This is a genomic window from Zooshikella sp. RANM57 (genome assembly GCF_050749885.1).
GTDB lineage: Bacteria > Pseudomonadota > Gammaproteobacteria > Pseudomonadales > Zooshikellaceae > Zooshikella.
Genome location: NZ_JBOIUB010000005.1, coordinates 322,614 through 347,892 on the forward strand (window position 1 = coordinate 322,614; position 25,279 = coordinate 347,892).

A 25,279-nucleotide genomic window follows, 5' to 3' on the forward strand; every position below is an offset into this window, starting at 1 on the left:
CTTTAAGGTAAGTAATATGGATTTCCTTGCAGAACTGGATTATTTAGCACTCGGTAGCCGCCTAAAGCGGCTAAGTGATCAGCTTATTAGTGAAGTGACCCAAACCTATAAAACGTTAAATATTGACTTTAACCCTCGTCTATTTCCACTACTACAACTGCTTTATCGTCATGGTCCCAATAGTATCAGTGAACTCAGCCAAGCATTAGGCGTTACCCATGCGGCGGTCAGTCAAATGGCTCATATGATGGTGAAGTCAAAATTAGCGATCAAACAACCTGATCCTAAAGATGAAAGAAGACAATTATTGGAGTTAACGCCACAAGCCAACCAACTTTACCAGTCACTCATACCTTTGTGGCAAGCAATGCACTCAACACTGCAACAATTTGGCAGTCAGCAAGGCTTGTTACTGTTACCTGCAATTTCTGCGATGGAGCAGGCCATTAGGCAAAACTCTTTGCAGCAAACCTGGCTTGCCAAACTTAACCATATCCAAGATAACGTATCCCAAACCAGTTCCAGTCCTACAGAAATAAAACTTTCTGGTTGGCAACCAGAATGGCGTGAGCAGTTTGCTGCGCTGAATTTACAATGGTTAGAGCGTTACTTCTCTGTCACAGAGTTGGACAAGTACGCACTATTCCACCCAGAAGAGTATTATCTAAATGAGGGTGGCTATATCCTATTCGCTGCAACGGATGACCAACCTATAGGTGCTGTAGCGTTAAAAAGAATAACTGCAGATACCTTTGAGCTTTCCAAATTAGCCGTCGAAGAAACACATCAACAGCTGGGTATTGGTCGCCGCCTCATGTTATACGCCATCAGCATGGCAACCATGGTCGGCGCCCAGTGCCTGGTACTCCAAAGCAATCGTCAGCTTAAAGCGGCTCTTCATTTATATCGAGAATTAGGCTTCAAAGAAACAGGTCCTATTGATGGTCTACCTGAATTTCCCAGAGCCGATATTTATATGGAAAAAACCTTACGCTAAAAAACCAAAAATAATGTTGTTAATTGAGCTGTAAATCTTATGAACACATCCAACTCATTCGTTACCAGTCAAACAAATTATCGCAAACATGCTTTTATATCAGGCATGCACCAAACCATCCCACTCGTTATTGGCGCACTTCCTTTTGGTATTATTTATGGAACACTTGCCTTACAAAGTGGCCTGAGTGAGTGGGCTACATTAGCCATGTCTCTCTTTGTATTTGCAGGTTCCAGCCAGTTTATTGCCATAGGACTCCTAGCCAGTGGTGTGAGTCTGGAATTAATTATTCTCACGACCGCCATCGTCAATCTCCGGCACTTACTTTATGCGGCATCACTATTGCCCATGGTAAAAACCTTAAACTTTCGCTGGCGAGCATTAATGGCTTTTGGTCTCACAGATGAAACGTTTGCGGTGGTATCAAGCCATACAGCCAAAGCACAACACATGGATTCGCTACCATCAGCGGCTAATAATGATGCATTAACAAACCAATACCAGCACTGGTTGTACTTAGGTTCAATGTTTACCCTGTACTTTTGCTGGCAAATAGCGACATTCTTAGGTCTACACCTTGGTCAGACACTCCCAGCCATTGACCAATTAGGCCTAGAGATCGCTATGCCCATTACCTTTATCGGCCTGCTTATTCCCCAGTTACGATCAGCACCTATGCTCACTGCGGCTATTAGTGCTGCTGTGGTCGCAATGATTGGCCAACAGTGGCCTCACCAGTTAGGGTTAATTGCTGCTGCGGTGACAGGTGTAATGATGGGTATCAGTACCACTAAATTACTGGAGGGGAAAAAGCGTGTTTGAAGTACTATTGATAACAGGCATGTGTGCTGTTACATACCTCATTCGCAGTCTACTTTTTATCGCCGCACAGCAAGTACGTCTATCAACAAATACCCAGCAAGCACTCAGCTTTGTACCAGTTGCTGTACTCAGCGCCATTATTGCTCCGGCAATTCTGTCATCGGATCAGCAAACGCTTAATCTGTCTATGCATAACCCTGCGTTAATCGCAGCAATGGCTGCCATCGTTGTTGCCTGGTGGAGAAATTCTCTGCTATTTACCTTGGTCGCAGGCATCAGCGTTTTTATGTTAACTCGCTGGGGGTTAACAAGTTTTTTCTAAATAACTTGGCGATACTTTAACTGTCATCTAAGCGTCATCATCTATAGGCAAGATCAATTTAACTGGCATGGAGCAAAGGGTTTTATCAAGGATGATTGTTAACAAGGTCTATAAATATACACTAATTGTGGCCTGTGGTTGGCTACTTACATGTACACTGTCGTATGCTTCTGAGTGGCTGATATACAATGTGCAAGGATATACATTAACCGCTCAGAACCAACTAAAAACATTTTCAGCGCTGCATATCAGTGATGATAAAGTTAAAGCTATTTATCAAACGTCTGATCAATGGCAGCAGCTACCTTCTACCATTAACAAAGTCAACGGCCAAGGCTATGTTATTTTACCCGGCTTAACCGATGCTCATGGCCATGTGCTGGGTCTTGGCTATAAAAAGCAAAACATTGATTTAACCGCCAGTCGCTCCAAACATGCTGCTTTGCAAAAAATAAAACAGTTTGCCTCCGAGCACCCTAAACAGCAGTGGCTAACTGGCCGTGGCTGGAACCAAATGCACTGGCATCCTCAAGCCTATCCTCAGGCTAACGACTTAGATTTGGTCATTAGTGATCGCCCTGTCTGGTTACGGCGGGTTGATGGTCATGCCGCCTGGGCCAATAGCAAAGCCATGGAAATTGCTGGCATTAATGCCAACACGCCAGATCCGGAGGGTGGCCAGATTCTTCGCAATGAAAAAGGAAAGCCTACAGGCATTTTTATCGATCGTGCCATGGATCTGGTTCGAGTCCACATACCTGAAGCTCAGGCAAGTGACAAACAGCTGTTACTGAAAAACACGCTACTGCAATTAGCCAAACTGGGTATAACCAGCGTACATGATGCCGGCGTTTCAGGAGAGACCCTTGCTCTGTACCAACAACTTGCCCAGCAACATCAGCTGCCCATTCGCGTCTATGCCATGCTTTCAGCGAGTGCTGATGACTATCTACAATGGTTACCAAAAGCCCCTATCCTCACCACTGATAACATGTTCACCTGGCGCAGTATAAAACTGATGCTTGATGGTGCCTTGGGTAGCCGAGGAGCAGCACTCTATAAAGATTATGCGGATGCACCTGGACAACAAGGTCTATTGCAATATTCTCTTGAGCAGGCAATAAAACAAGTGCAGTCTGCCTTTCAACAAGGACTGCAAATAAATACCCATGCAATCGGTGATCGTGGCAATGGTACTGCGATCAAACTTTATCAGCGTTTAGCAGAAACCAATAGACAACAGTTGAAACACAAGCAACCAGGACGTCACCGTATAGAACATGCACAAATTGTTGATCCTAATGATATGGATTTATTCAGTGAACTCCACTTAATCGCTTCTGTTCAACCCACCCATGCCACCAGTGATCGTGATATGGCCGAACAACGGTTAGGGCCACAACGCTTAAAAGGTGCATATGCGTGGCAACGCTTAAAACAGCATGGGATTATCCTCACAGGCGGCTCCGATTTTCCGGTTGAACCTGCAAATCCTTTTTATGGATTGCATGCCGCCATCACACGCCAAGACCGTACCCTAAAACCTAGAGCAAGCTGGTTACCCAACCAACGCCTAAGCCGGGAAGAGGCGCTAGCGCTCTTTACCCAAAATGCCGCTTATGCTGCTTTTCAAGAAAAAATTCTGGGCACCCTTGAACCTGGGAAATACGCTGACTTTATTATTATTGATCGGGACTTATTTAATATCCCAGAAAATAGTATTTGGCAAACTCAAGTTATGGCTACCTTTGTTGCAGGAAAACGTGTTTGGCCAAAGCAAGATCCATTTCAATTGAAAGCGAGTACAGTAAAGCAAAGTAACTGACTTTATTAAAGGGCACCTCTAAAAATGCACTTTTTCCGTGAAAGCTGTGTCAGCGCTGTACTCGGATCCTCATGTATGCCATATACACTGTGGTCCTCCGTGCAGTGCTTCCTTGCTTTCACAAAAAAATCACTATTATTAGGGGTACCCTAAGAGCCCAAATACCCAAAACATTTATTATTTTTACAGATATTATTTGGGCTTTTCTCTTCAAAGCTTGATTAAGCTATCTTATTAATAGGTTGATGGGTTCTTAAGTATTTTTCCAGTCCATCAGGGTCAAGCGGATTACAGTACAGATAACCTTGTGCTTCATCACATGACAAGTGTTGTAAGTATTGTTGCTGCTCAATGGTTTCAACACCCTCAGCAACCGTTCTTAAGCCCATTGTTTTTGCCAGAGTAATAATTGAGCGTACAATGACCACATCATCTTCCCCCTCAGAGGTTGATGAAGAAATTTGATGCACAAATTGCTTGTCAATTTTCACACAGGAAATAGGTAGCCGATTTAAATAACTGAGAGAAGAATAACCGGTACCAAAGTCATCAATAGAAATACCTAACCCTAGTTCTTTAATATCGTTCAGTAGCATCACGGAGCTTTCAACATTGGACATCACTGCTGTTTCAGTCAGCTCCAGTTCTATATCAGAACCTTGTAACTGGTGTTTTTGTAATAAATCACGAATATTGGTGTGTAATTGATGATTCTGTAATTCATAAGCTGATACATTGATCGCCACACGGAGCGAATATCCCTGCCGTTTCCAGCACGTTGCTTGGACAAAAGCCTGTTCAACGACCCACCGACCTAATCGATGAATTAATCCAGACTGCTCTGCAATAGGAATAAATTCTGAAGGGGGAATCATTTGATATTCAGGATGATGCCAACGGGCCAGGACTTCAACAGCAGTCACTTCACCATTGATTAAGCTCAAGCGTGGCTGATAAAGCAAATACATTTGGGAAGAGCCTATTGCATGCTGCAGGTCTTTTTCTAATCTTGCACGACGCTGCATGACCTCGGCCTGCTCCTCTTGAAAGAGAGACACCTCAAGTCCTTTATGCTTGGCTTGATACATGGCCACATCAGCATTTTTAAATAGCTCAGAAAGTGTATCGCCATCTTCCGGAAAACAAGCAATACCTATGCTGGCTTCCAGCTGAACTTGATTACCCAAAATGTAACATGGCTCATGAAACGTATCATGGATACGGTTAGCTAAATCCAAGGCCAGTACAGAGTTACACTCGGGAAGAATCACAGTAAACTCATCGCCACCTTGCCGACACAAGGTATCCATCTCCCGCAAACAACTTTTGACGCGTCGCCCTAACTCCACTAACACACCATCGCCCACATCGTGGCCCAGTGTATCGTTAATATGCTTAAACTTATCTAAATCAATCAGCATGACCGCCATACTGTGATTATGACGTTTGGCTATTGAGAGGCTCTGTTGTGCTCGCTCAAGAAGTAATCGGCGGTTAGGCAAGTTAGTCAAGGAGTCATAAAAAGCCATGTTTTCAATCTGCTCCATGCGCAAGACCCGATCCGTGATATCTTTGTGAATACCAATAACACGGGCAGGCTGCTGATTACTATCATAGGCAACCACTTTGGCCCGAGACAACATGTGTATGACTTCCCCATTTTTATGGACCATACGGAACTGTGCCTCATGCTCTCCTTCTTCTATCACCTTATGCAGTAAAAAATCCCGTGCATGCTCCTGGTCATCAGGGTGAACATACTTAACCCAGGCATCCAGCGAATGGCCAAATTCATCAGGGCTGTATCCCATCATGGTGATATAGCGGGGACTGTAAAACACTCTTTTCTGCTGCAGATCGATATCCCAAATACCCTCATCTGCCACTTCAAACGCATAACGAAGTTGTTCTTCGCTGGCTTTAAGTCGTTCTTCAGCTTCTTTTCTCGGATTAATATTGGATACTGTCCCCAGCAAGCGCGCCGGAAAACCTTGTCGATTAAAGAGCGCTTTCCCGCGCTCCAAGACCCAAAGGTAGTAACCTTCTTTATGACGTTTACGGTGCTCACTGATATAAAACCCTTTATCACCACTGGTATGGTTTTGTAATTCCCTTAACGTTTTTTCTCGATCATCAGGGTGAATTAAGGACAGCCACTCCTGTCCATTATTAGCCATATCACCTTCCTGAAAACCAAACATGGCATACCAGCGAGGCGAATAGAAAAAACCATTATTCACAACATCCCAGTCCCAAATACCGTCCTGGCTACCCTCTAACGCAAGTTGCCAACGCTCTTCTGACTCTTTCAAACGATCCACGGCCCATTTCTGTTCCGTAATATCGACCCCAAATCCCGTAATCCCAGTGATGTAACCATCGGATGTTAGCGTGGGATAGTAGCGCATGTCATAAACAATACGTTCCCCTTCAATCGATAAGTATTCTTGTTGTTTTTGCGAGGTTTCACCACGCACAATTTGGTTAAAAAAACGTAATCCTTCTTCTTTATTGATTATTTTTTCCGCTAGGGCTAAATACTCCATCCCAACGCCAATCTCATTCCCCGTGACACGTTGCATCAACTCACGATGGGTTTCATTAAAGAGGGTATAGCGAAAGTCCAAATCTAACGAAAATACCTGAATAACAGGACTATTGAGCATAGCCTGCACTTGACTGCTGGCGGCATTGATACCCTCAGCTGATGTTACTGGGGCATGCATTCGTTCCAAGGTTTCTCGCAGCCGATCCACCTCTTGTTGCATTTCATGCTGACCTGAGAAAATCGAAAAGAGCTGTTTTTCAGCCAAACCATGAACAGGACGACGCTCCCATTTGGTATAAGCTAATAGCATTAACGTCGCGATCAAAACAGCAGTGCCCACCCCAAGGATACCAATATGGGTAATATCTTGAGCGTATAGATAATTTGTAAATGCCGTCAGCTCTCGGAGCATGAGATCAAGCAGTAAAACTACTATGAGTGTAATGACTACTCGGATCACTAATGGCAGCCACTGCTCAAGTCTTTGTATAGATTCCCAGGTTACTGCTGTGATAATAAATGTCACAATAGTCACCAGCGCACTCAATAATCCAGGCCCTAGTAACGGCACCATAAACATTGGGTCAACGGCTATTTTTTCTGCAGAGAACGAAATAAGGAGCAGGTTAATACTGGGCACCAACGCACTGACGACACAGATACCAATACCGACACGTGCCGCAAAATCTCCTTCATAAATATATAACAACAGAATTTGCAACATCATGCTGCTATAAATGGCAACATCGACTAATAACAGTGACTGAGGATCTTTTGATAAGCGTAAATCAGCATAGCCAAATCGCCATAACAGCACACTCAAAATAACCAACATGCTGTAGGTAATGGCTAAGCTCAAATGATGCCGTAATCGAAAACAGAACAGCACCAACAACTGCGTTATGATCGTGATAACAATAAAATTAGCTATCACCCCACCCCCTTGAAGGTTGTTTAACGTCTGACATGGGCTAAATGACAGAGCCTACACCCCGCCAGCTTAAAAACAGTTCAAGCCGACATAACTGCCACACAGAACTTCACCTTCCTTGGCTGACCAAGCCTTAATCTAAATGTAGTTCAGCACTGCTATCGGGCAACAGTTAAGTAAAAAAAAGCGTCAACCTTTAACGCAAATTCAGAAATTATTGATAAAGTAACAAAGAAACTGTCAATTATTTGTTTTAATACAGCCCAATTCATTATTCACTTTTCATTCAAAAATATTCTTTAATCCTCATGCCAAATGATTTATTTAGTTGCAAAAAAATCTATTTACAGGAAAAGTACTCACTTTATGAGATACACCCACAGTGAATGCTTAAATGAATAGCAATAGGTACTCAGAAACACCTGCATATACAGCATTTCATGAATGGGTATACAGTCGATGGATACTATGGAGTGAGTAGTTTTGACCACCGAACATCCAGCCCCAAAAACACTACCAGCTACCATTCATTGGGATGGAGACGGACAGCCCATATCCACTCAATTTGATGATGTCTACTTTTCACGTCAATCAGGTTTAGCCGAAACCCGCTATGTTTTTTTACAACATAACCAGTTGCTCACACGCTGGCAGCAACTTGGAGAACATCAACAATTTATTATTGCAGAAACAGGTTTTGGCACTGGCCTGAATTTTTTATGTGCTTGGCAACAGTGGCTTGAGGTGTGTAAGCCCACTCAATCGTTATCATTTATTTCTGTTGAAAAATATCCGCTCACCAAAATTGATTTAGAAAAAGCACTCAAATTATGGCCAGAGCTACAACCGCTTTGTGAAGCCTTACTTCGCCAATATCCACCTTTTTTTACTGAAGGTATACACCGGTTTAATTTTGCACTGGGTAATGTCCAACTGACATTATTAATTGGCGATGCACTTGAGCAGCTGCCCTATTTAGCCTTTCAGCATGGGCAAGCAGGCCTTAACAACTGGGCTGTTGATGCCTGGTTTCTTGATGGTTTCGCGCCAGCCAAAAACCCAAAAATGTGGCAACCTGAATTATTTTCAACAATGGCAAGTTTAAGTAAAACAGGCACCACATTGAGTACATTTACGGCCGCAGGTATTGTCAAACGCGGATTGCAAACTGCTGGATTTAAGGTCGAAAAAACCAAAGGATTTGGTCATAAGCGAGATATGTTAATTGGCCATTTCACCCATACCTCGTCAACAATGCCAACCATTTCCTGGTGGCAACCTCCCCCCACTATTTTTAATGGCACATTAAATAAAGTCTCAACCAAAGCAACAAGTATTGAGCAAAAAAAAGAGGCCATTATTATTGGTGCAGGGCTGGCGGGGGCTAGTGTTGCATATTCCCTCGCGCAACGAGGCTGGCAAATTAAGGTGTTAGATCGGCACTCAGGTCCAGCCCAAGCGGCATCGGGTAATCGCCAAGGTATGCTTTATGCCAAATTATCCTCTCACCAAACACCGCTTTCACAACTGATATTAGCAGGTTATCAATACACCACTCGTCTTCTACCACAACTATTACCCGCAGAAATCCATCAAGGTAAAAGCTGGGATAATTGCGGTTTAATTCAATTAGCATTTAATGAGCACGAAGCCAAACGTCAGGCAACTTTGGTAGAGAGTGGGTTATTTCCTACACAACTATTTGAGTACCAAACTGCAGAGCAGTTAACCGCAAAAGCAGGAAGTCATATTCAATATCCAGGGTTATGGTGGCCAACCAGTGGCTGGGTATGGCCACAAGCATTATGTCAAGCTATGCTGGACCATCCCAATATCACAACTTATTATCATCAACAGGTCACTTCATTAGTACGCCAGTCAAGAGATACCGAACAAGTCTGGCATGTGACTACAACAGATCAACACTGGGAATCAGCCCATGTCATCATTGCTGCAGGTCATACCTGCCAAACGTTGCTGCCTGATGTTGAACTGCCTATGAAAGCCATTAGAGGTCAAGTCAGTCAATTACCCTTCCAAGGCTTAAGCCCAAAAACGGTTATTTGTGGTGATGGCTATATATCCCCCATGGTAGATGATGTACTCCATGTGGGTGCAACCTTTACTCATGACAATGCTGATAGTGCATGTACTGTGCAAGATCGTCAGGAAAACCTTCAGCGACTCAGTCAGCTTATGCCTGAGCTTTATGAACGTACAGAAAATACCCTGGACCCTGACGCTATCAATAATGACAAGGTCGGCTTTCGCTGCAGCAGCCCTGATTACTTACCCATTGTCGGGCCGGTTCCTGATCAACCTCACTTTATCGAACACTATGCCCTGTTACGGCAGAATGGTAACGCTACATTTACCAGCCCACCGCCTTATCAACCAGGACTATGGATTACTGCAGCTCATGGTTCCAGAGGGCTTATTAGCGCGCCACTGGCGGGTGAAATTATCGCGAGTTACCTGATGGGAGAACCTATACCGTTACCAACTGAAGTATTACAAGCCTTTCATCCAAGCCGCTTTTTAATAAGAAGATTAAAACGCCGACAAATTTAATAAGCTAAAACCCTCTTGATGAATAACATCAACGAAAGGTATAAAAAGTCTCTCCAGCTGATGGAGAGATAGATAATAAGGATAATACGCCCATGCTTGATGGCTTCAACTATGATCCTCTGATACACACCAAAAACCATCCTCTGTCGTATTATGCCGCGACACGAAAACCCTGGACTTGGCCTCAGCTTCAGGGCATGCAAGCGGTTGATGTGTGTGTTATTGGTGCAGGCTTTACCGGTTTAAGTACGGCACTAGCGCTCGCTGAGCTTGGCTATCATGTTGCCGTGCTAGAGGCTCATCAAGTTGGCTGGGGAGCTTCTGGGCGTAATGGTGGCCAAGTGCTCACTGGGATTGGTCATGGTCTAGAACCCTTTCGTAAAACCCTTGGTGAAACAGGTATACAACGCTTATGGGATATGGGACATGAAGCGGTAAAACGAGTCTCTGACTGTATTGAAAAATACGGCATTGATTGCGACCTTACCTGGGGTTTTCTTGAAGTCGCCTTAAAACCCAGTCATATGAAAGCAATTACAGAACATATTGAAGCCTGCGAACACTACCATTACCCTCACCGTTTACAGCAAGTCAATCAAGAAAATATCCAACAATATGTTAATTCTCCAAGGTATATTGGGGGACTCATTGATATGGGTGGCGCTCATGTACACCCTTTAAATTTATGCTTAGGAGAAGCACAAGCAGCAACAGAACTAGGCGTATTGGTGTATGAAAACTCCCCTGCACTCACTATCAGTCGTGGAAAAAAAGTGATCGTTCATACCCCGCATGGTGAAATTACAGCAAATTATTTAGTGGCCGCAGGTAATGCCTATTTAGGTCATTTACTTCCTGAAATCAGTGGTAAAATTCTACCTGCTGGCAGCTATATGATTGCGACAGAACCATTGGGTGAGCATCGAGCTAAACAACTACTGCCTTATAATATGGCCGTATGTGATTTACGTACGGTGTTAGATTATTTTCGATTATCCGCTGACCACCGGCTATTGTTTGGGGGATTATGCACATATTCCGGTAAGCATCCTAAAAATATTCAACAGTCACTCTATCCCACGATGCTAAAGGTTTTTCCACAATTAGCGGGTGTTAAGATTGATTATGCTTGGGGTGGTTTCCTTGGTATTGGTATGAACCGCATGCCACAATTAGGGATTATTGATAATAATATTATTTATGCTCAAGCTTATGCAGGCCATGGTGTCAGTGCGAGTCATTTATTAGGTCAATTAATAGCGGAAGCCATTAATGGTGACCAAACACGTTTTGCCGTACTTAAAAAAATAAAACATATGCATTTTCCAGGAGGAAGACGCTTCAGATCTCCTCTATTAGCGCTAGGAATGTTGTATTACCAGCTAAAGGATTGGTTACATTAACATTGCATTCCCCCAAGGTAATGCACAAATAACACAACCTTTACAACAACCATTTTCTAAAGCACCTTTGTCCAACGTCTGGATAACATCCATCGAACTCACCGTGAATCCTTCACTGGAGGTTTGGTTGCCGCATCCTTGTGGCAACCAGTTCGACAGAGCATTATCCAGCCGTTGTCTACCCACTGGCGTATATACGAAATACCACAGGTATTTATTTAATAATGACGTCCAGAGTTACATCCCGAAAATCTTTAGCCATTAGCGTAATACGATTATTTCCCAATATAAATCGCTCACGACTCGTAATGATTAAAGCACTTTCTTCAATTGCATACTCATAGCCCCACAATTGAGTAGCACCCACTTTGACGCGTTCAAGATGCTTTAACCAATTCTCTAGGTTTTCACTAGATTGATTCGTCACAGAACGGATTTTGACAACACCTTTTCTTTCATCGAAAAATACTTCAAGCTCAGGTGCTTCTTGCGCAATAGCCTGGTTAAAAGCAACAGCCTCACCAAAATGCCCATCAGCCAGCATAAATTTTACTTGATAAGGACGCCCTTGATATTCAACTGGGTTTGACTGTACAAAGTTGTCAAATGTTAAATGCTGATCCTCAACCTCAGCTTCCATTATTGCGTAGGTATAATCTTCCCAACGGTAAAAATCCGAAGCAGCATTAATGTTACCTTTTTTACTTCTAACCATTGTTTTCTCGGTATTTTCCCAGGTATCAATAATACGTTCTATCGCACGAGTCTTATAGCCAAGCGCCTGCAAAATATAAGCATTACTAACCAAGTCAAAGTCAAATACGACAGCAGCATTCATATAAGGCCCTGCTGCTAATGAATTTGAATCACCTGACTCTGTCGGCAGAGCGGATGATGCGCTGTTATAACCTCTAGCAAACTTTAAAGCCCGCTTGGCCGTTTCATATCCCCAGGCTTTTAATTTTATGAAATGAACACCAGGTGTCTTCACCACATAATCATTAATGGTCACCAGGTTAGCAACAACACGATAGTCGCTATCAGCCAAGACTCGATTATCAACTGCCACTTCATAGACAGGATTTTTAAAGCGATAGTTTAAATCCTTCAGCTTAAGGGTAAGTTCCTGGCCAATGGTAGGTTGACGACCATTGGCAACAAAAATCTTAGGTGCTTTTTGGGTTAAATGCACATTAATGAAGCGTGGTTTATAGCCGTGGGCTCTCACTACAATTTCATGCAAACCATTAAACCCGGTAAGCGGTACTGACTTACCATCAATCACAATGGTGTTATCCTGCAACTGCCATATTAATTCACGCTCATTCGCTGGATTACCCAATGCATCCGTTTTAGCCACCTTATAAATCGCCTGAGACCATGCCTCATCTACCGCAAAGGAAATGACAATATCATTTCCCAAAGGTGTATCAGCTGCAAATAAATACTGAGGTTCTGGTTGATCTGCTGTTAAGTCAATCTGGGCGCGCTTTGGATAAATACGAACATGACCAGCCTCATCAAAATAACGAGTATGATAGTCAAAAACGGACATACGTAAGTAACCAAAGACTTCGTCTGGCGCAGCATAAACTGACGATACATTAGACAGTAAAACACCCAAAACACTCATTACTTGTTTTTTCATGCCCAGAACTCCCTTATCCGTTTTTCAACGTCAATAATTGATGAATCGATCCTTGTGTTGACCTGACCTCTAACCAGACATCGTGAAAACTTGTCACTTCAGCCTTTAACACCAATCCTGAGGTATCAACATTTTGAAAAATCATCGATTTTCCGTTCAAGAAAAAACGTGCATCTTTAGGGAGGTTTTTTTTCAAGTGGATAACAACATAAGCGGTATATTGGATACGATAAATACCCGAACGATCTGCTAACAAGTAGTCATCTATTGTATTTTCAACAATGCTATAATCAGCAGAAGATTCTTTGCTAGCACCATACACTGCTGGCAAAGCAACAAAGTTACACACAGATAACAAGAGCAAGCTACCCTGAATGGCTGCCTTTTTAAAACGATTCATTATGTATCCCTATTTGAATCTCAATAACCTAACACTGCGTAATTAACCAATCACACAGTGCATTACTTCCTTATAACAGGCTAATCCAGTTCAGCGGTTACTTCATGACACACTGTTTTACGTGTATAAACCTCTTCACTATAGGCTGAACATAAAGTGTACGCTCATTATTATTGTTTGATATCCCTTTCATTTGGGATAAAAGTATTGACGATCAGTATATTAATTACTGTCGTTTTAGATGTCCAGCCGCTTGCATAATTTTTGAGTTTTTTTAGCACAGTTCAATTTGTCTTTCACGAATTAAGGACAACAAGAAACCTGTTAGTCATGCGAAATTTCGAACTCTTACTTTATAATCTTGAACGGATTTTTCCTTGGTCACTTTTTCTTTATTTTTTCTTTTCTTTTTTTTAAACTCAACAACCACCTACTGAAAGTAGGTGGGTTAGTATTACGGACTGAAAGTCCGGATACGGGTCCAAGACCCGTTTAGTATTCATCTTCAGTCCTAAAATTATCGTTTACTCTTGGCTCAAAATGATGCTCTAAATATTCTTTAATCATTTCTTCTGTCACTTCCCCTGACGTCACACAAAAATATCCTCTTGCCCAAAAGTGACGCCCCCAATATCTTTTCCTTAAATCTGGGTAACTTTCAAACAACTTGGCTGACGTTCGACCTTTTATTCTTCGCATTATTTCACTTGGAGCTATATTTGGCGGGGCTGAAACTAACAAGTGTACATGATCTTTGCTAATCACACCTTTTAATATATCAATTTCAAATGCATGACAGGTCTGTCTTATTAAATCTCGAGCTTTAAATCCTATATCTCCTTTTAATACCTGATAACGATATTTCGTCACAAAGACAAAATGGTACTGAATCTTGAAAATTGTATGACTACCATATCTGTACTCCATTACTATCCCCCTACTACTTCATAAGCAGCTTCAGAGTATCATAGCTAAAGCTAACCGGCTAAAGCCGATGGTTTTAACCTTTTAGGAGACTAATAAAAAGGTATTACTCGCCAACAATAATAACCATCTAACCCCTTACAAGGTGCAAGGTTGACCACAGCAATCATTAAACTAATATACCCAAAAAAGATCAGCGGTGTAATGACAAACCAAGACAAGACCTCACCCAAAAAACTAAGAATAGTGAGAGAAGGAACTATGATTAATACTTGAGAAACAATCCCGCTCCAAGACACAATCTAACGTTCATACTCACTGCTTGAGTCAATCAGATAGTCGTTCTCATCCAGCCGAGTTATTTCCAAATGCTCTAAACTGTCATGTATTAATAGCTTTTTGTTTAAAAGCATCTATTATTTTAATTTTAGAATAAAAAAATATTTTTTTATAAAAACCAGAAAAACATATTCAATTTATTGCTATTAACATCACAGCTTCAATCTGGCTATATCACTATAATAAGCCGAAGTTTAACTGTATATGAGTTAGGCTAAAAAAAGCAAACATGTCTCTCCATCAAAAAGAATTTTCTTACACATTACTTTTAGAGAGATAGATATAGGTAAAGGAGCTGACCTTGAATAAGCACACTGAAGCCGTTATGTTCTTCAATACTCAGGGTATTTCTAAAGAAATACTCATGCCTGAGTTTGAAGCTATTTTAGATGGCGTCGTTTGTATGGATGAACTAAAAAATCAAACAGTTAGATGTGCTTATGTGTTGATTGATACTCATCTACATGTCACTGCGATTATTTTATTTCTTCTCGACTTTGATCAAGATGGAATGGCTGATCGTTCCTGGAACATCCCTTTTAAGCAAATATTATCAAGCACTGAACAAGGACCTTGTCTTGGCAATGGGTCAACCAAGCTTGTTACACAAACACTTTGCTCAAATAAAACATACTACTCAAGCTTGTGGAACCAAAGCACCAACAATTCCATTAATGAGTTAACTCTCATTAAAGAAGCAGCAAAACGAAATCGCCTTCGCTTAAGTACTTCAAAAACCCCAGCTGAGGAAAGTGCTATTCAAGATGTCGCTTCTAACGAAAGCACTCATGATCATCCCTTATTAATAAATCAACAACAAGTTAGTCAATTAAATAAACAGTTTAATGATGAACTTAATCGTTTTAAACAAGCCTTGCTTGAAGCCAAACAAGTTAACGAAGACCTTATTAATAAAAATAATGCACTAACCATGCAGTTAGAAACACAGAAACAAAAATTCCAAGAGAGATATGACTATTTGACACAACTATTAAAAAATACTGAAAGAAAAAATCGTGCTGAACTCAGTATTATGCAGCGACAGTTAGAAATGGAAAGAAAAACTCAACGCTACAGGGATATTGCTCTTTAATAAAACAATATCCCAAATGCTCTTACTGTGGTAATAAATTCAGAATCTTTAAAAGTTCAGGCTTAAGCTGGCATTCTGTTATTTTTAAGCAATCGAACGTTAACTGTCACCCTTCTTACCACTCAAACATCACCTTTACCCATCAAGTAAAGATCTATGGCTAATTTTTCTATTTCTTTGCCCATGTAAATGCCTTCACGCCAATGTTTTGGGATAGCTGAAAAACCATAGAAGGCACCGGATATTTGACCACAAATCGCAGCAGTAGTATCTGCATCATTTCCAAGGTTAGCAGCAAGCAAGATACTTTCTTCAAAGGAGTCACTGTTAAAAAAGCACCACAATGCAGAATTTAAACTTTCAACAACATAGCCACTTCCTTGGTTATCATCATAATTCAAATCAATAAATTTCCCCTGGGCAATATCTTCGATTTTTTTACACGATGATACATACTTGTTACCTTCGAATATTTCTCGTTTTTTATCTGACTTAAAAGCACTCAGTATCAAACTGGCGAATAATTTACAGGCTTCAATGCACTCTACCGATGCATGGGTTGTGCGGGAACTCTCTCCTGCATAGAAAATACATTGTTGGTAATTACTTTGATAAAAAATCGGTATTGGGGCCAAACGCATAAGAGAACCATTACCTGATGAGTACTCATCTTCAGAACCACTAAATGGGTTGTTTGTTTGTAGGTATCGATTAAGCGCTTTGGTTACTGTGATTCCAATATCAAAGCAGTCACCATTAGAGCTCATATAACCGTGTTGATACCAGTTACAATAACGATTCATCTGGTCTATTGGGTCAAACCCTTGCCGATAAAGCAGGCTATGCGCTAAACATAACGCCATTGACGTATCATCCGTCCATTGACCTCTTTCTAAATTGAAAGGCCCACCACCCACCATATCTTTGATTGGCATAAATGACCCTTTCGGTTTGAACTCAAGTGTAGTGCCTACTGCATCACCGCAGGCTAGCCCCACTAGAGCACCTTTGATTCTATCTTCCACACTAATACCTACCGCCATAATTCTCAAATGCCCCTTACTTAGTCATCACTAACAACATCAAGGTGCTAAATACTTAAGCCCTTCACCAGGAGTATATTCAAATAATGTTTTATTAATTCCATCATCCAGGGCAAGTATCACACATTTATCCAACCGCCTACCAACTGTCGACATCAATCTAAATATAATTCTAGCCTTTATTTCATCATCAACTTCGGAGGGGTCAAATGTCAGTATTATTTGTTGCCCTTTAGCAAATTCACAACACAACTTAATCGTATTTAATGTGATAATTAAGCTATAAGACTGTTCAATACTCGTAACGATATTTTTGACACTATGAGGAAGATTAACTTTCTCACCACACTTGTATAAATCTAACTTAGCATCAGTACTACGTAAAAAATCAATCAATAGCTGCCAGTCATCAATGCTGACATTTTTTATTAGTATCTTTCTTAAACTGCCATCCGCTAGGAATGCTGATTTATACTCATTCCAATTCATAAATATTAAGTAACCTTGTAGCCTTTCATCATTGACTGATCATTAAACTCTTTTCACAGTGTACTTACATCAAGTAACTCATTTATTTGTTGCCACAAATCATCACTTAAACCAGGTCTGAAAGCCGCTGTTTTAAAATGCTCATGTTCTTCTAAGTACATTTTAAGTTTATCGTATCGGTTATACTTGATACATGCTTGAAGATTAGCTAAGCGATCTGCAGCTTTGACGACCAATGCCACTTGCAATTCGCCAGTCACATTTTCCATTAATGCGTATGTTTTCAGTTTTTTCTCTCTTCTATTTGCCCCCGTCTGATCAGTTAAAATCGCCACAGCATCAGCAATAAACTGATTAAACTCCCTGGCAAGTTCATCAAGCGTAACATCCGTATCCTCAACAACATCATGCAAATAACCAATCGTTTGTGCCACTTCGCCATAAGGGGCTAAAAGCTCAACGACCTTATCCAGATGATATGAATATGGTTTATCTCCATAAGTTTGGCGTCCATGTTTTTCGATCGCAAATCGTCTTGCTTTGTCTATCATAATCCACCTATTCTTCTATTCCTTCCTGTGTACTATAGACCATCAACAACCTCTTTTACCTGTTGTCGTAACCAACGATGAACAGGATCATAGTGATTCAGTTCATGCCAAAACTGCTCGATAAAAAAGTCTGCCATGGTTAGCGGTAACTTCTTCAAGCAAATATTTTCGGTCTCACCAATATACTTAATTAACTTACTTGGCATCGTCATGACAAAATCACTATTCACAACTATTTTCGGGGCTAAAGCAAAGTGAGGTACTGATAAAATAACATCTCGTTTACGCTTTAACTGTTTAAGTGCTTTATCAATATCTGTGGGTTTTATCCCATCCCCCGAAACAATAGCGTGCTTTAACGTGCAATAGGCTTTGACACTAATCTCTTTCTTAGCCAAGGGATGGGTATTGGACATCACGATTGCATAATTATCACTGAATAATTTTTGCTTAAAAATTCCTTCTGGTGCATCATCGGTCGAATATAAAATCAGATCAATTCCATTATTAAACGATGATAATAAGCCAATATGAGGATCATACTGCATAACTTGTATACTAATACCTGGCGCTGTCTCACGCAGCCTTGCCATTAGCCTGGGGATGACAACGAACATTTCATAGTCTAACGCAGCTATTTTAAACTCACCTTTAAAGCGTGCAGGATCAAACTCCTCACACTGCATCATCTCCCTAACACCCAATAATACCTGTTGAAGCTGATTATGTATCAAGATAGCTCGCTTCGTTAATCTATAACCATTTGGTGTTTTTACCAAAAGAGGGTCATCAAACTGTTCTCGTAAACGAGCCAACGCTCGGCTGACTGCTGGTTGACTCATATTGAGTACAGAAGCTGCTTGACTGACATGACGGCAATCAAGTAACTGTTCTAGTACTGTTAACAAGTTCAAATCCAGCTTACGAAGGTTAAAGGCTGCCACGCGGTTCCCCTACGCCACCAAAACAAGATATTCACTTCATGCATGTTAACTATATTACTTATGCATTGGAAGTATAGTTATTAATTGGCTTAAAGTTAACCAGCTACTTGCTAGCGGTAGTAATTACCAAGAGGAGTTTGAGAAAATGAAGCAACGCATAATGATTTCATTAGCCCCCTTTTTTCTTTCAAGTTGTTTAACTGCATATGCAGGTTCACAACTTAAACAGGAACCAGTCCTTCATCATAACGACTTACCTATCAATTATGTTGAACCTTCAAGTCAAGTAATTTTAAAAACTGAAGAAAAAATTAAAGATTTATTCAACTTACAATATGATAATGAATACACAATTCAAAAAATTGGTACGCAAACATACTGGATTGGCGTTCAATATTATAATGCTACCGTTATAATAAATGATGAAGGTGTCTTAGTGATTGATCCCCTAGGACCTGACAGTGCTAAGGCACTTTTTAATGCCATTACCTCAATCACAGATAAACCCATTACTGCTATTATATATTCCCACTATCATTTAGACCACATTGGTGGTACAAACACATTAATTGCGCTTAATAATAAAAAATATCCAAACAACGCCAAGCATCATATTCGTATTATTGCGAATAAACAGATAAACGATAATATTAAACAATATGCAAGCTTGAGTAACAATGGCTCACGTATCCCCAAGGTACCGCTTCCTACCGAAACATTTTCTAAAAGTATGAAGACCATTCATTTTGGCAAACAACAACTTATACTAAAGCGTTTGAAAGGTGCGGGGCATACCAAAGACAATACATTAATCCTGCTCCCAGAAGAAAGGGTTATACACTTTGCAGATATGATTAATCCAGACCAATTGCCATTTTATAATTTTGCTGGTGCTGAACATTTCCCCCATGGATATATTCGTGACTTAAATTATTTAGTCAGCGACAAATTTAGTACCAAATGGGATTTTATAAATGGCGGTCACGGTAATATTGGCACTAAAACAGATATCCAAAAACTACTTGACTATATACATGATTTAACTAAAGCGACAAAAGAAGCTCTAAATTCAGCGGATTACCCTACAAATAAAGCTGATGGTAATCACTTTATTTGGTTTAAACATTGGCAAAATACCATTACCAAACAAGTTAAAGAGCGTTTGAGAAATAAGTATAGCCATATGTATGGATTTGATGCAGGTGTCGTTGAAAGCCATGCGGCTATGGTCTTAAATGAACTTATGGATCATTAACAATAAAACACTACTCACCTTAAAACAATTACGTTTTTTAAACGCAACATTTCCACAACTTAATTCATCATATTAAATTATCAATAAGTTTATAGTATGAAAATTTTAGTGCTACAAATATTTTCACTTTTATTACTATCAACTACGCTTAGTGCTGAAGTGCGCGTTGATACGTTAAGTAAGACCAGAACCAGTTGGGATGGAACACCCCTCCCTGCTTACCCTGCAGGTCAACCAGAAGTGACTGTTCTAAAGTATACCATCCCTCCAAATACTCAGCTCCCACTTCATAGACACCCCGTAATAAATGCTGCATACGTATTAAGTGGTGAGTTAACAGTAATTAAATCAGAAGGAAACCAAACTAAACACTTAAAAGCCGGAGAAACTCTTGTTGAACTTGTCAACCAATGGCACTATGGCAAGAATGAAACTGAACAGCCTACAGAACTTATCGTGTTTTATGCTGGTATTAAGGAAGAGCCTTTGACAGTTTTACAAGAGTAAAAGGAATTCATTAAAAATGTAACAATTCAACTAAAGCACTGCTATAAATAATATAGTAGTGCTTATTTTATTAAAAATAATCAAATAAATAACTGTCACCTGACACTAAAATACTTTGCAGTTTTACTTACGAGCGCGGTATCTTTTATAGCGCTCTTTGGTGGCTGCCACCACTTATCTGCCAGCTTAATATCACCCGTCAGGGTAAATAAAAAAGACTTAATTTGTTGTAACTCTTCAGGGGTCAACCCTAACGGTAAAATATCAAAATGTGGCCTGGAAGGGTGCTGCTCTCGGTCATAGTAAGGTGGAGTAGGCTTATTGTAGTGTGCTAAAACATCATCCAGAGTGGCAAACTGCCCACTTTGCATATAAGGTGCTGTTTCAGCAACATTTCGCAAAGAGGGTGTTTTAAAAGCACCTACAAGTTCTGGTCCTTGTTTTTTTAAATAAAGCATTTCCTGACAGTCGTGTTTATCTGCATCACTCCATAATGACAAACACGTAAATTCATCTTTTAATAATGCAGCTACGCCATCATAACGCCCCATATCAACCTGTTTTATATCTGCTTCAGGTGCACCAATATTATGAAACTCATAGTTGGTAAAAAGTGGACCATTGTGACAGCTGGCACAGTTGCCTTTTCCCATAAATAACCTTAACCCTGCAACTTCATCTTCTGTGTAAATTTCTTTCAGTTTAACCGTATTACCTGTATCTTTTTCAAGTTGTTTAACAAATAAATCAAAGCGACTTGGCAATGGTCGTAATTGGCGCTGATAGGCCATTAGTAATTTGCCTACATCAGCAAAAATTCGATTGATTAAACTTTGTTGTTCTTGACTGATTTCCTGCCAGTTTTTTTGACCTTGCGTTACACCATCTGGACTTGCTGGAGTTCTAAGTTTTAATAATGAGGTGAGTTGCTGAAAATATTCCTTTGATACTGAGTTATTTGACTTCTCTAATTCTGTCATCAGCTGTTTATAAGAGGGCAAATAGTGTTGTATAAATAACTGGACCACTTCCAATCGACTTAACCCATGCTCAACACCAGACTCCATTGGACCTAATGCTTGAGACCACAAGCTATCCTTACGACCATCCCAGAATTGCCAAGGACTATAAGCAGCGCCTATGATAGACGGCGCATTGCGTCGTGTTTCTGACATGCCTTTTGATACGACTAGACCATCAGTAAAATACCGCTGCGGATTATGACAAGTTGCGCATGATACTTGTTGATTTGCACTAAATCTCGTGTCGAAAAAGAGCTGCTTGCCAATAGATGCGGCAGCTAGCGAATCTGCAAACTGGTTATCTTGAGCATCAGGTAATGGTGGTAAATTGGATAAATTAAACTGTGATAAAAATTGAATATCTCCAGCAGTAAATTGGTATACACTATCGTCGCTATAAACATTCTCATTCAATATCCATAAAACGAGCAACAGGAAAATATGTTTTATTATTAAGTGTCCGTTCATAGCTATTATTGTTTAATGAATAAGGCTCTTTTTTTAAATGCTATAATACAATATTAAATTTAACCGTATCCTGCTCGTTATTATGCGGAATATCAAACTCCATAACCCACCAGCCAATCATTTGAAATTTGATTCCCTCCACAAGATAAACGCCAGGCTCTACTTCTTCTGTGATTCTAGGTTGTGTTGGTAAGCCATGAACATGCCCAGGCATATGACCTCTTACTTGAATGTTTTTATTACTAACAGCTTGTCCTTTGAGATTTGTAACAATTAAATACCACTGATGAATTGTATTTAACGGAACTGAAGGATCACTCTCTGCTGTTAACACGGTTAAGTCGTCTGATACCGGTTCAACATGGGCAAAATAGTGCAAGTCTCTGGACAACTGAAAGCTTGAAGTATCCAAAGGCGAAGGAATCGTTTGATTATTCATTGCAGGAATGGAAAGCGACATATCAGCAACAGGTTCTTTAACTGTTTGCATTACTTTAGGCATTGACGGGTGAACACTACGAATTTGAGTATTATGTGCAATAATTTGGTGCTTGGCAGGCATTAATGACATTTCGCCTTGTAGCTTTATTCGTGACGGCCAACCTTTAACCATAGCCTGTTTTAATAATTGATGTCCAAACTGCTTGTAACGACTGCCTTGTTGGCGATTATCTGCACCTTGTTTTTGCCATTGCAATATCTGACTTGCTAATAGATTGGCTGCATCACTTAATTGCTGTCTAGTATAGTCATCCTTAGCAGAGCGCGCTGAAGCCCTAAGTTTATTTACGTCTTTACGTATTGTGTTTGCGCGACTAATAAGCTCGATTGAACCTAGTTCTAAATTTCTTCCATCATAAATAAGTTCAGCAGCGATATCTAATGAGTCAGAAGTAGGCTGAGGCTTCTCTGCTGCAACCTCAGCACTATAAAGATTATGACTCGATAATAAACCCACCGTCACCACCCACCAACAAACAATATAACGGCTACCGCTTTTTCTTAATCGAGCTAATCGTCTAAAGCTTTGCAAAATGTTAGTTATGAGTGATATTGACAGTATAATCTTCAACCTCTCCATACTTAAATTCACTACAAGCTGATGGTGCACTATTATAACGCATAGACACTCGGAGTCGTGTTTTTCCCTCCTGTGCTGATGAAGGAATAGCTAAAACTCCATTTACTGTTGAAGAAACGGCTTCATTTGAACTAAAAACCATTTCACCAGTATCATCAAAATCACCATCTTTATTCAAATCAATCCAAATTTTCCAATACTCATTAAATTTTATGCCTGAATATCCAGGTTGTAGCACTATATTGCTTTTTCCTACAACCAAATTAACTTCTTCTTGTGTAAAATCAGAATATTGACTTGCACCTGAATTATGTGAGTACTGGCCAAGCTGTACCCCTGCTATCCATTCATAATTAGCATTAGTACTGCTGGAGTTACAATAAGTGGGATTTGGATCAGGTTTGTTAATCACATCCCAATCAGGATTAACAACAAACAATCCATTACCAATATCACTTAACACGATATTTCCACTGTCAAAGTACACATAATTACTCCATGTACCTGAAAACTGTGCACTATTTGAACCTGGAATAGAATCAAAATATGCCACTTCTTCCAGCTTTCCATTTTCAATATCGTTGGTGCTTAAAATACGTAGTCCTGCACGATAATTAGTCTCAAAAACAAAACCATCCTTTGTATAAAGATTATGATCAATTGCGGTTGTTGGACCAACGTAACGTCCTATTTCTATAGGATTATCCAACTGCCTTACATCATAAATATAAGATGTTGTATTAATACCATTACGCTGTTCATCCAACTCATCATTCATAATCAGGATGTTATGTTCGTCATTAAGAAACCATCCCTGATGGGTATACTGCGCACCTTCATACGGTGTTCTGGATATTTGTTTTGGATTCGATTTATTCGTAACATCTACAATTGTTATTGTATCCTCGTTGTAACCAATACATATTTCATGCTGATAAAACTGTATATCAGCCCCCTTATATACAACACACTGTGTATCATGGGTATAACCATCTGCAGAAAAACATCCAGCGTAGACAGGTTTTTGAGGATCAGAAACATTCACCATATACAAACCGCCACTACACTGGTTACTCCCTACGATATAGGCATAACCTGTATCTTCATTTATGGCAATATTATGCGCATTACCAAATCCATCTAAATGTGCAGTTTCCTGCAATGTTTGGCCTGGTGAGGGTAAATCACGTAATGTCGTTAAATCAAAAACCTGAAGACCATGAGTTCGATTACCACTGCCATCTGCCACAATAAACGCATGATCATTATAGGTTTTAATATCCCGCCATGCAGCAGAACCATTATTATGAGAAGGTAGAAAACCCAAGAACACGGGTTTTAGAGGATTTGTTATATCTACAAATGATGTACCATTGGTTCTACCGACGATGGCAATCTCTGCGCCAGTGACAGGATCCGTATAACCCCATATATCATTCAGGTTTGCTGATCCTCCACCCATTTTTTCTTTTGCCAAAAATGCCTGTAAGTCAATGTTTTTACATGGGTAACCACTGGCATTTCCATTTTCACATTTTGTGGAAACATCACGTAACATCAATTTCGGCTTTTTGCCTTCATTGCTGTCATCAAACTTAAACCCATCGGGAAACATCGCGCTATGCCCATAGCTGAACATAGGTAAACTCAAGCCAGCTATAAAACCAACAAAACTGGCACTATATGAGTTCCTTCTCATTTGCACGCTCCTTGTCTTTGTCACTTTAAATCGCTTGAGTTTTAGCCTATGACCAGCTATATCTTTGGCTAATCACCTTGCTACAGGCTACTCAAAGCGTTTCCCCTAACAGGGTATGTTTAACTACAAAAAATGGCCTTGGAGGTCCGCATTGTGAACTTTATTATATTTTATGCACATTTGTACCAATAATCTTAGTTATCACTTTAAACTTGGCATATTAACAACCACAATTAATACATACTAATGTGAGCCTAAGATTAATGTGTTAAAAGTAATTCACTTACAATTATTAGTCCAGCATCTACTAAGTCAATCTATGACTCTTTTATTGCCAGCATCACAACTTATGTGAGGTGCTTTGTTTTCCATACTTATTAATAGTGCTTTTTTCATT

General features: G+C 40.2%; 20 protein-coding genes. 9 read left to right on the plus strand and 11 right to left on the minus strand.

The features are described 5' to 3' along the window. Positions 1 to 16 precede the first annotated feature (16 nt). From ACQ96U_RS13145 to ACQ96U_RS13160, 4 genes are all read left to right on the plus strand, one after another. Positions 17 to 997 (plus strand): bifunctional helix-turn-helix transcriptional regulator/GNAT family N-acetyltransferase, encoded by a 981-nt coding sequence (locus tag ACQ96U_RS13145; RefSeq protein ID WP_431721715.1) that lies wholly within the window; start codon positions 17 to 19, stop codon positions 995 to 997. A gap of 39 nt (positions 998 to 1,036) precedes the next feature. Continuing rightward, positions 1,037 to 1,819 carry an AzlC family ABC transporter permease gene (locus ACQ96U_RS13150; RefSeq protein ID WP_431721716.1) on the plus strand — a complete coding sequence of 261 codons (783 nt, stop codon included), beginning with the start codon at positions 1,037 to 1,039 and terminating at the stop codon, positions 1,817 to 1,819. Then, on the plus strand, positions 1,812 to 2,141 hold the full coding sequence (locus ACQ96U_RS13155) for an AzlD domain-containing protein (protein WP_431721717.1): 330 nt from the start codon (positions 1,812 to 1,814) through the stop codon (positions 2,139 to 2,141). The genes ACQ96U_RS13150 and ACQ96U_RS13155 overlap by 8 nt, the downstream gene beginning before the upstream one ends. Before the next feature lie 91 nt (positions 2,142 to 2,232). After that, positions 2,233 to 3,966 carry an amidohydrolase gene (locus tag ACQ96U_RS13160; protein ID WP_431721718.1) on the plus strand — a complete coding sequence of 578 codons (1,734 nt, stop codon included), beginning with the start codon at positions 2,233 to 2,235 and terminating at the stop codon, positions 3,964 to 3,966. A 221-nt stretch (positions 3,967 to 4,187) separates the two neighbouring features. Here the strand turns inward: ACQ96U_RS13160 and ACQ96U_RS13165 are convergent, their stop codons facing one another. Next, entirely contained in the window at positions 4,188 to 7,448 is a 3,261-nt protein-coding gene (locus ACQ96U_RS13165) for a sensor domain-containing protein (protein ID WP_431721719.1), read from the minus strand. 480 nt (positions 7,449 to 7,928) lie between these two features. Here ACQ96U_RS13165 and mnmC point away from each other — a divergent pair, with 480 nt between their 5' ends. After that, a complete protein-coding gene (gene mnmC / locus ACQ96U_RS13170) occupies positions 7,929 to 10,016 on the plus strand; it encodes a bifunctional tRNA (5-methylaminomethyl-2-thiouridine)(34)-methyltransferase MnmD/FAD-dependent 5-carboxymethylaminomethyl-2-thiouridine(34) oxidoreductase MnmC (RefSeq protein WP_431721720.1) in 2,088 nt (695 codons plus the stop codon). 92 nt (positions 10,017 to 10,108) lie between these two features. Next, entirely contained in the window at positions 10,109 to 11,419 is a 1,311-nt protein-coding gene (locus ACQ96U_RS13175; protein WP_431721721.1) for an NAD(P)/FAD-dependent oxidoreductase, read from the plus strand. A gap of 214 nt (positions 11,420 to 11,633) precedes the next feature. Here ACQ96U_RS13175 and ACQ96U_RS13180 read toward each other — a convergent pair whose 3' ends face one another. The 3 genes from ACQ96U_RS13180 to tnpA all read right to left on the minus strand — a co-directional run bounded on the left by ACQ96U_RS13180 (position 11,634) and on the right by tnpA (position 14,394). Next, entirely contained in the window at positions 11,634 to 13,067 is a 1,434-nt protein-coding gene (locus tag ACQ96U_RS13180; protein WP_431721722.1) for a hemoblobin-interacting domain-containing protein, read from the minus strand. Between the two features lie 13 nt (positions 13,068 to 13,080). Next, positions 13,081 to 13,467 carry a hypothetical protein gene (locus tag ACQ96U_RS13185; protein ID WP_431721723.1) on the minus strand — a complete coding sequence of 129 codons (387 nt, stop codon included), beginning with the start codon at positions 13,465 to 13,467 and terminating at the stop codon, positions 13,081 to 13,083. A gap of 492 nt (positions 13,468 to 13,959) precedes the next feature. Beyond that, on the minus strand, positions 13,960 to 14,394 hold the full coding sequence (gene tnpA, locus ACQ96U_RS13190) for an IS200/IS605 family transposase (RefSeq protein ID WP_215821466.1): 435 nt from the start codon (positions 14,392 to 14,394) through the stop codon (positions 13,960 to 13,962). Positions 14,395 to 15,031: 637 nt separating this feature from the next. Between tnpA and ACQ96U_RS13195 the strand changes: the two genes are divergently transcribed. Beyond that, on the plus strand, positions 15,032 to 15,823 hold the full coding sequence (locus ACQ96U_RS13195; RefSeq protein ID WP_431721724.1) for a hypothetical protein: 792 nt from the start codon (positions 15,032 to 15,034) through the stop codon (positions 15,821 to 15,823). A gap of 122 nt (positions 15,824 to 15,945) precedes the next feature. Here the strand turns inward: ACQ96U_RS13195 and ACQ96U_RS13200 are convergent, their stop codons facing one another. Genes ACQ96U_RS13200 through ACQ96U_RS13215 form a run of 4 tightly spaced genes read right to left on the minus strand, consistent with a single transcriptional unit; the run spans position 15,946 to position 18,850 of the window. Then, on the minus strand, positions 15,946 to 16,866 hold the full coding sequence (locus tag ACQ96U_RS13200; protein WP_431721725.1) for an ADP-ribosylglycohydrolase family protein: 921 nt from the start codon (positions 16,864 to 16,866) through the stop codon (positions 15,946 to 15,948). A gap of 39 nt (positions 16,867 to 16,905) precedes the next feature. Next, positions 16,906 to 17,355 carry a hypothetical protein gene (locus tag ACQ96U_RS13205; protein WP_431721726.1) on the minus strand — a complete coding sequence of 150 codons (450 nt, stop codon included), beginning with the start codon at positions 17,353 to 17,355 and terminating at the stop codon, positions 16,906 to 16,908. Between the two features lie 53 nt (positions 17,356 to 17,408). Next, a complete protein-coding gene (locus tag ACQ96U_RS13210) occupies positions 17,409 to 17,906 on the minus strand; it encodes an HD domain-containing protein (RefSeq protein ID WP_431721727.1) in 498 nt (165 codons plus the stop codon). 32 nt (positions 17,907 to 17,938) lie between these two features. Continuing rightward, positions 17,939 to 18,850, minus strand: a complete 912-nt coding sequence (locus ACQ96U_RS13215) for a LysR family transcriptional regulator (protein ID WP_431721728.1) — start codon at positions 18,848 to 18,850, stop codon at positions 17,939 to 17,941. Between the two features lie 145 nt (positions 18,851 to 18,995). Here ACQ96U_RS13215 and ACQ96U_RS13220 point away from each other — a divergent pair, with 145 nt between their 5' ends. Beyond that, complete coding sequence (locus ACQ96U_RS13220) at positions 18,996 to 20,105, plus strand: MBL fold metallo-hydrolase (protein ID WP_431721729.1); 1,110 nt, start codon at positions 18,996 to 18,998, stop codon at positions 20,103 to 20,105. Between the two features lie 96 nt (positions 20,106 to 20,201). Beyond that, positions 20,202 to 20,612, plus strand: coding sequence for a cupin domain-containing protein (locus tag ACQ96U_RS13225; RefSeq protein ID WP_431721730.1), 411 nt, complete (start codon positions 20,202 to 20,204; stop codon positions 20,610 to 20,612). 95 nt (positions 20,613 to 20,707) lie between these two features. Here the strand turns inward: ACQ96U_RS13225 and ACQ96U_RS13230 are convergent, their stop codons facing one another. The 3 genes from ACQ96U_RS13230 to ACQ96U_RS13240 are packed head-to-tail and all read right to left on the minus strand — an operon-like array spanning position 20,708 to position 24,882. Continuing rightward, positions 20,708 to 22,102 carry a cytochrome-c peroxidase gene (locus ACQ96U_RS13230; RefSeq protein ID WP_431721731.1) on the minus strand — a complete coding sequence of 465 codons (1,395 nt, stop codon included), beginning with the start codon at positions 22,100 to 22,102 and terminating at the stop codon, positions 20,708 to 20,710. A 40-nt stretch (positions 22,103 to 22,142) separates the two neighbouring features. Further along, positions 22,143 to 23,174, minus strand: a complete 1,032-nt coding sequence (locus tag ACQ96U_RS13235) for a FixH family protein (RefSeq protein ID WP_431721732.1) — start codon at positions 23,172 to 23,174, stop codon at positions 22,143 to 22,145. Further along, positions 23,140 to 24,882: a choice-of-anchor B family protein gene (locus tag ACQ96U_RS13240; RefSeq protein ID WP_431721733.1), complete on the minus strand. Its 1,743-nt coding sequence runs from the start codon at positions 24,880 to 24,882 to the stop codon at positions 23,140 to 23,142. Before ACQ96U_RS13240 ends, ACQ96U_RS13235 begins: the two co-directional genes overlap by 35 nt. Between the last annotated feature and the right edge of the window lie 397 nt (positions 24,883 to 25,279).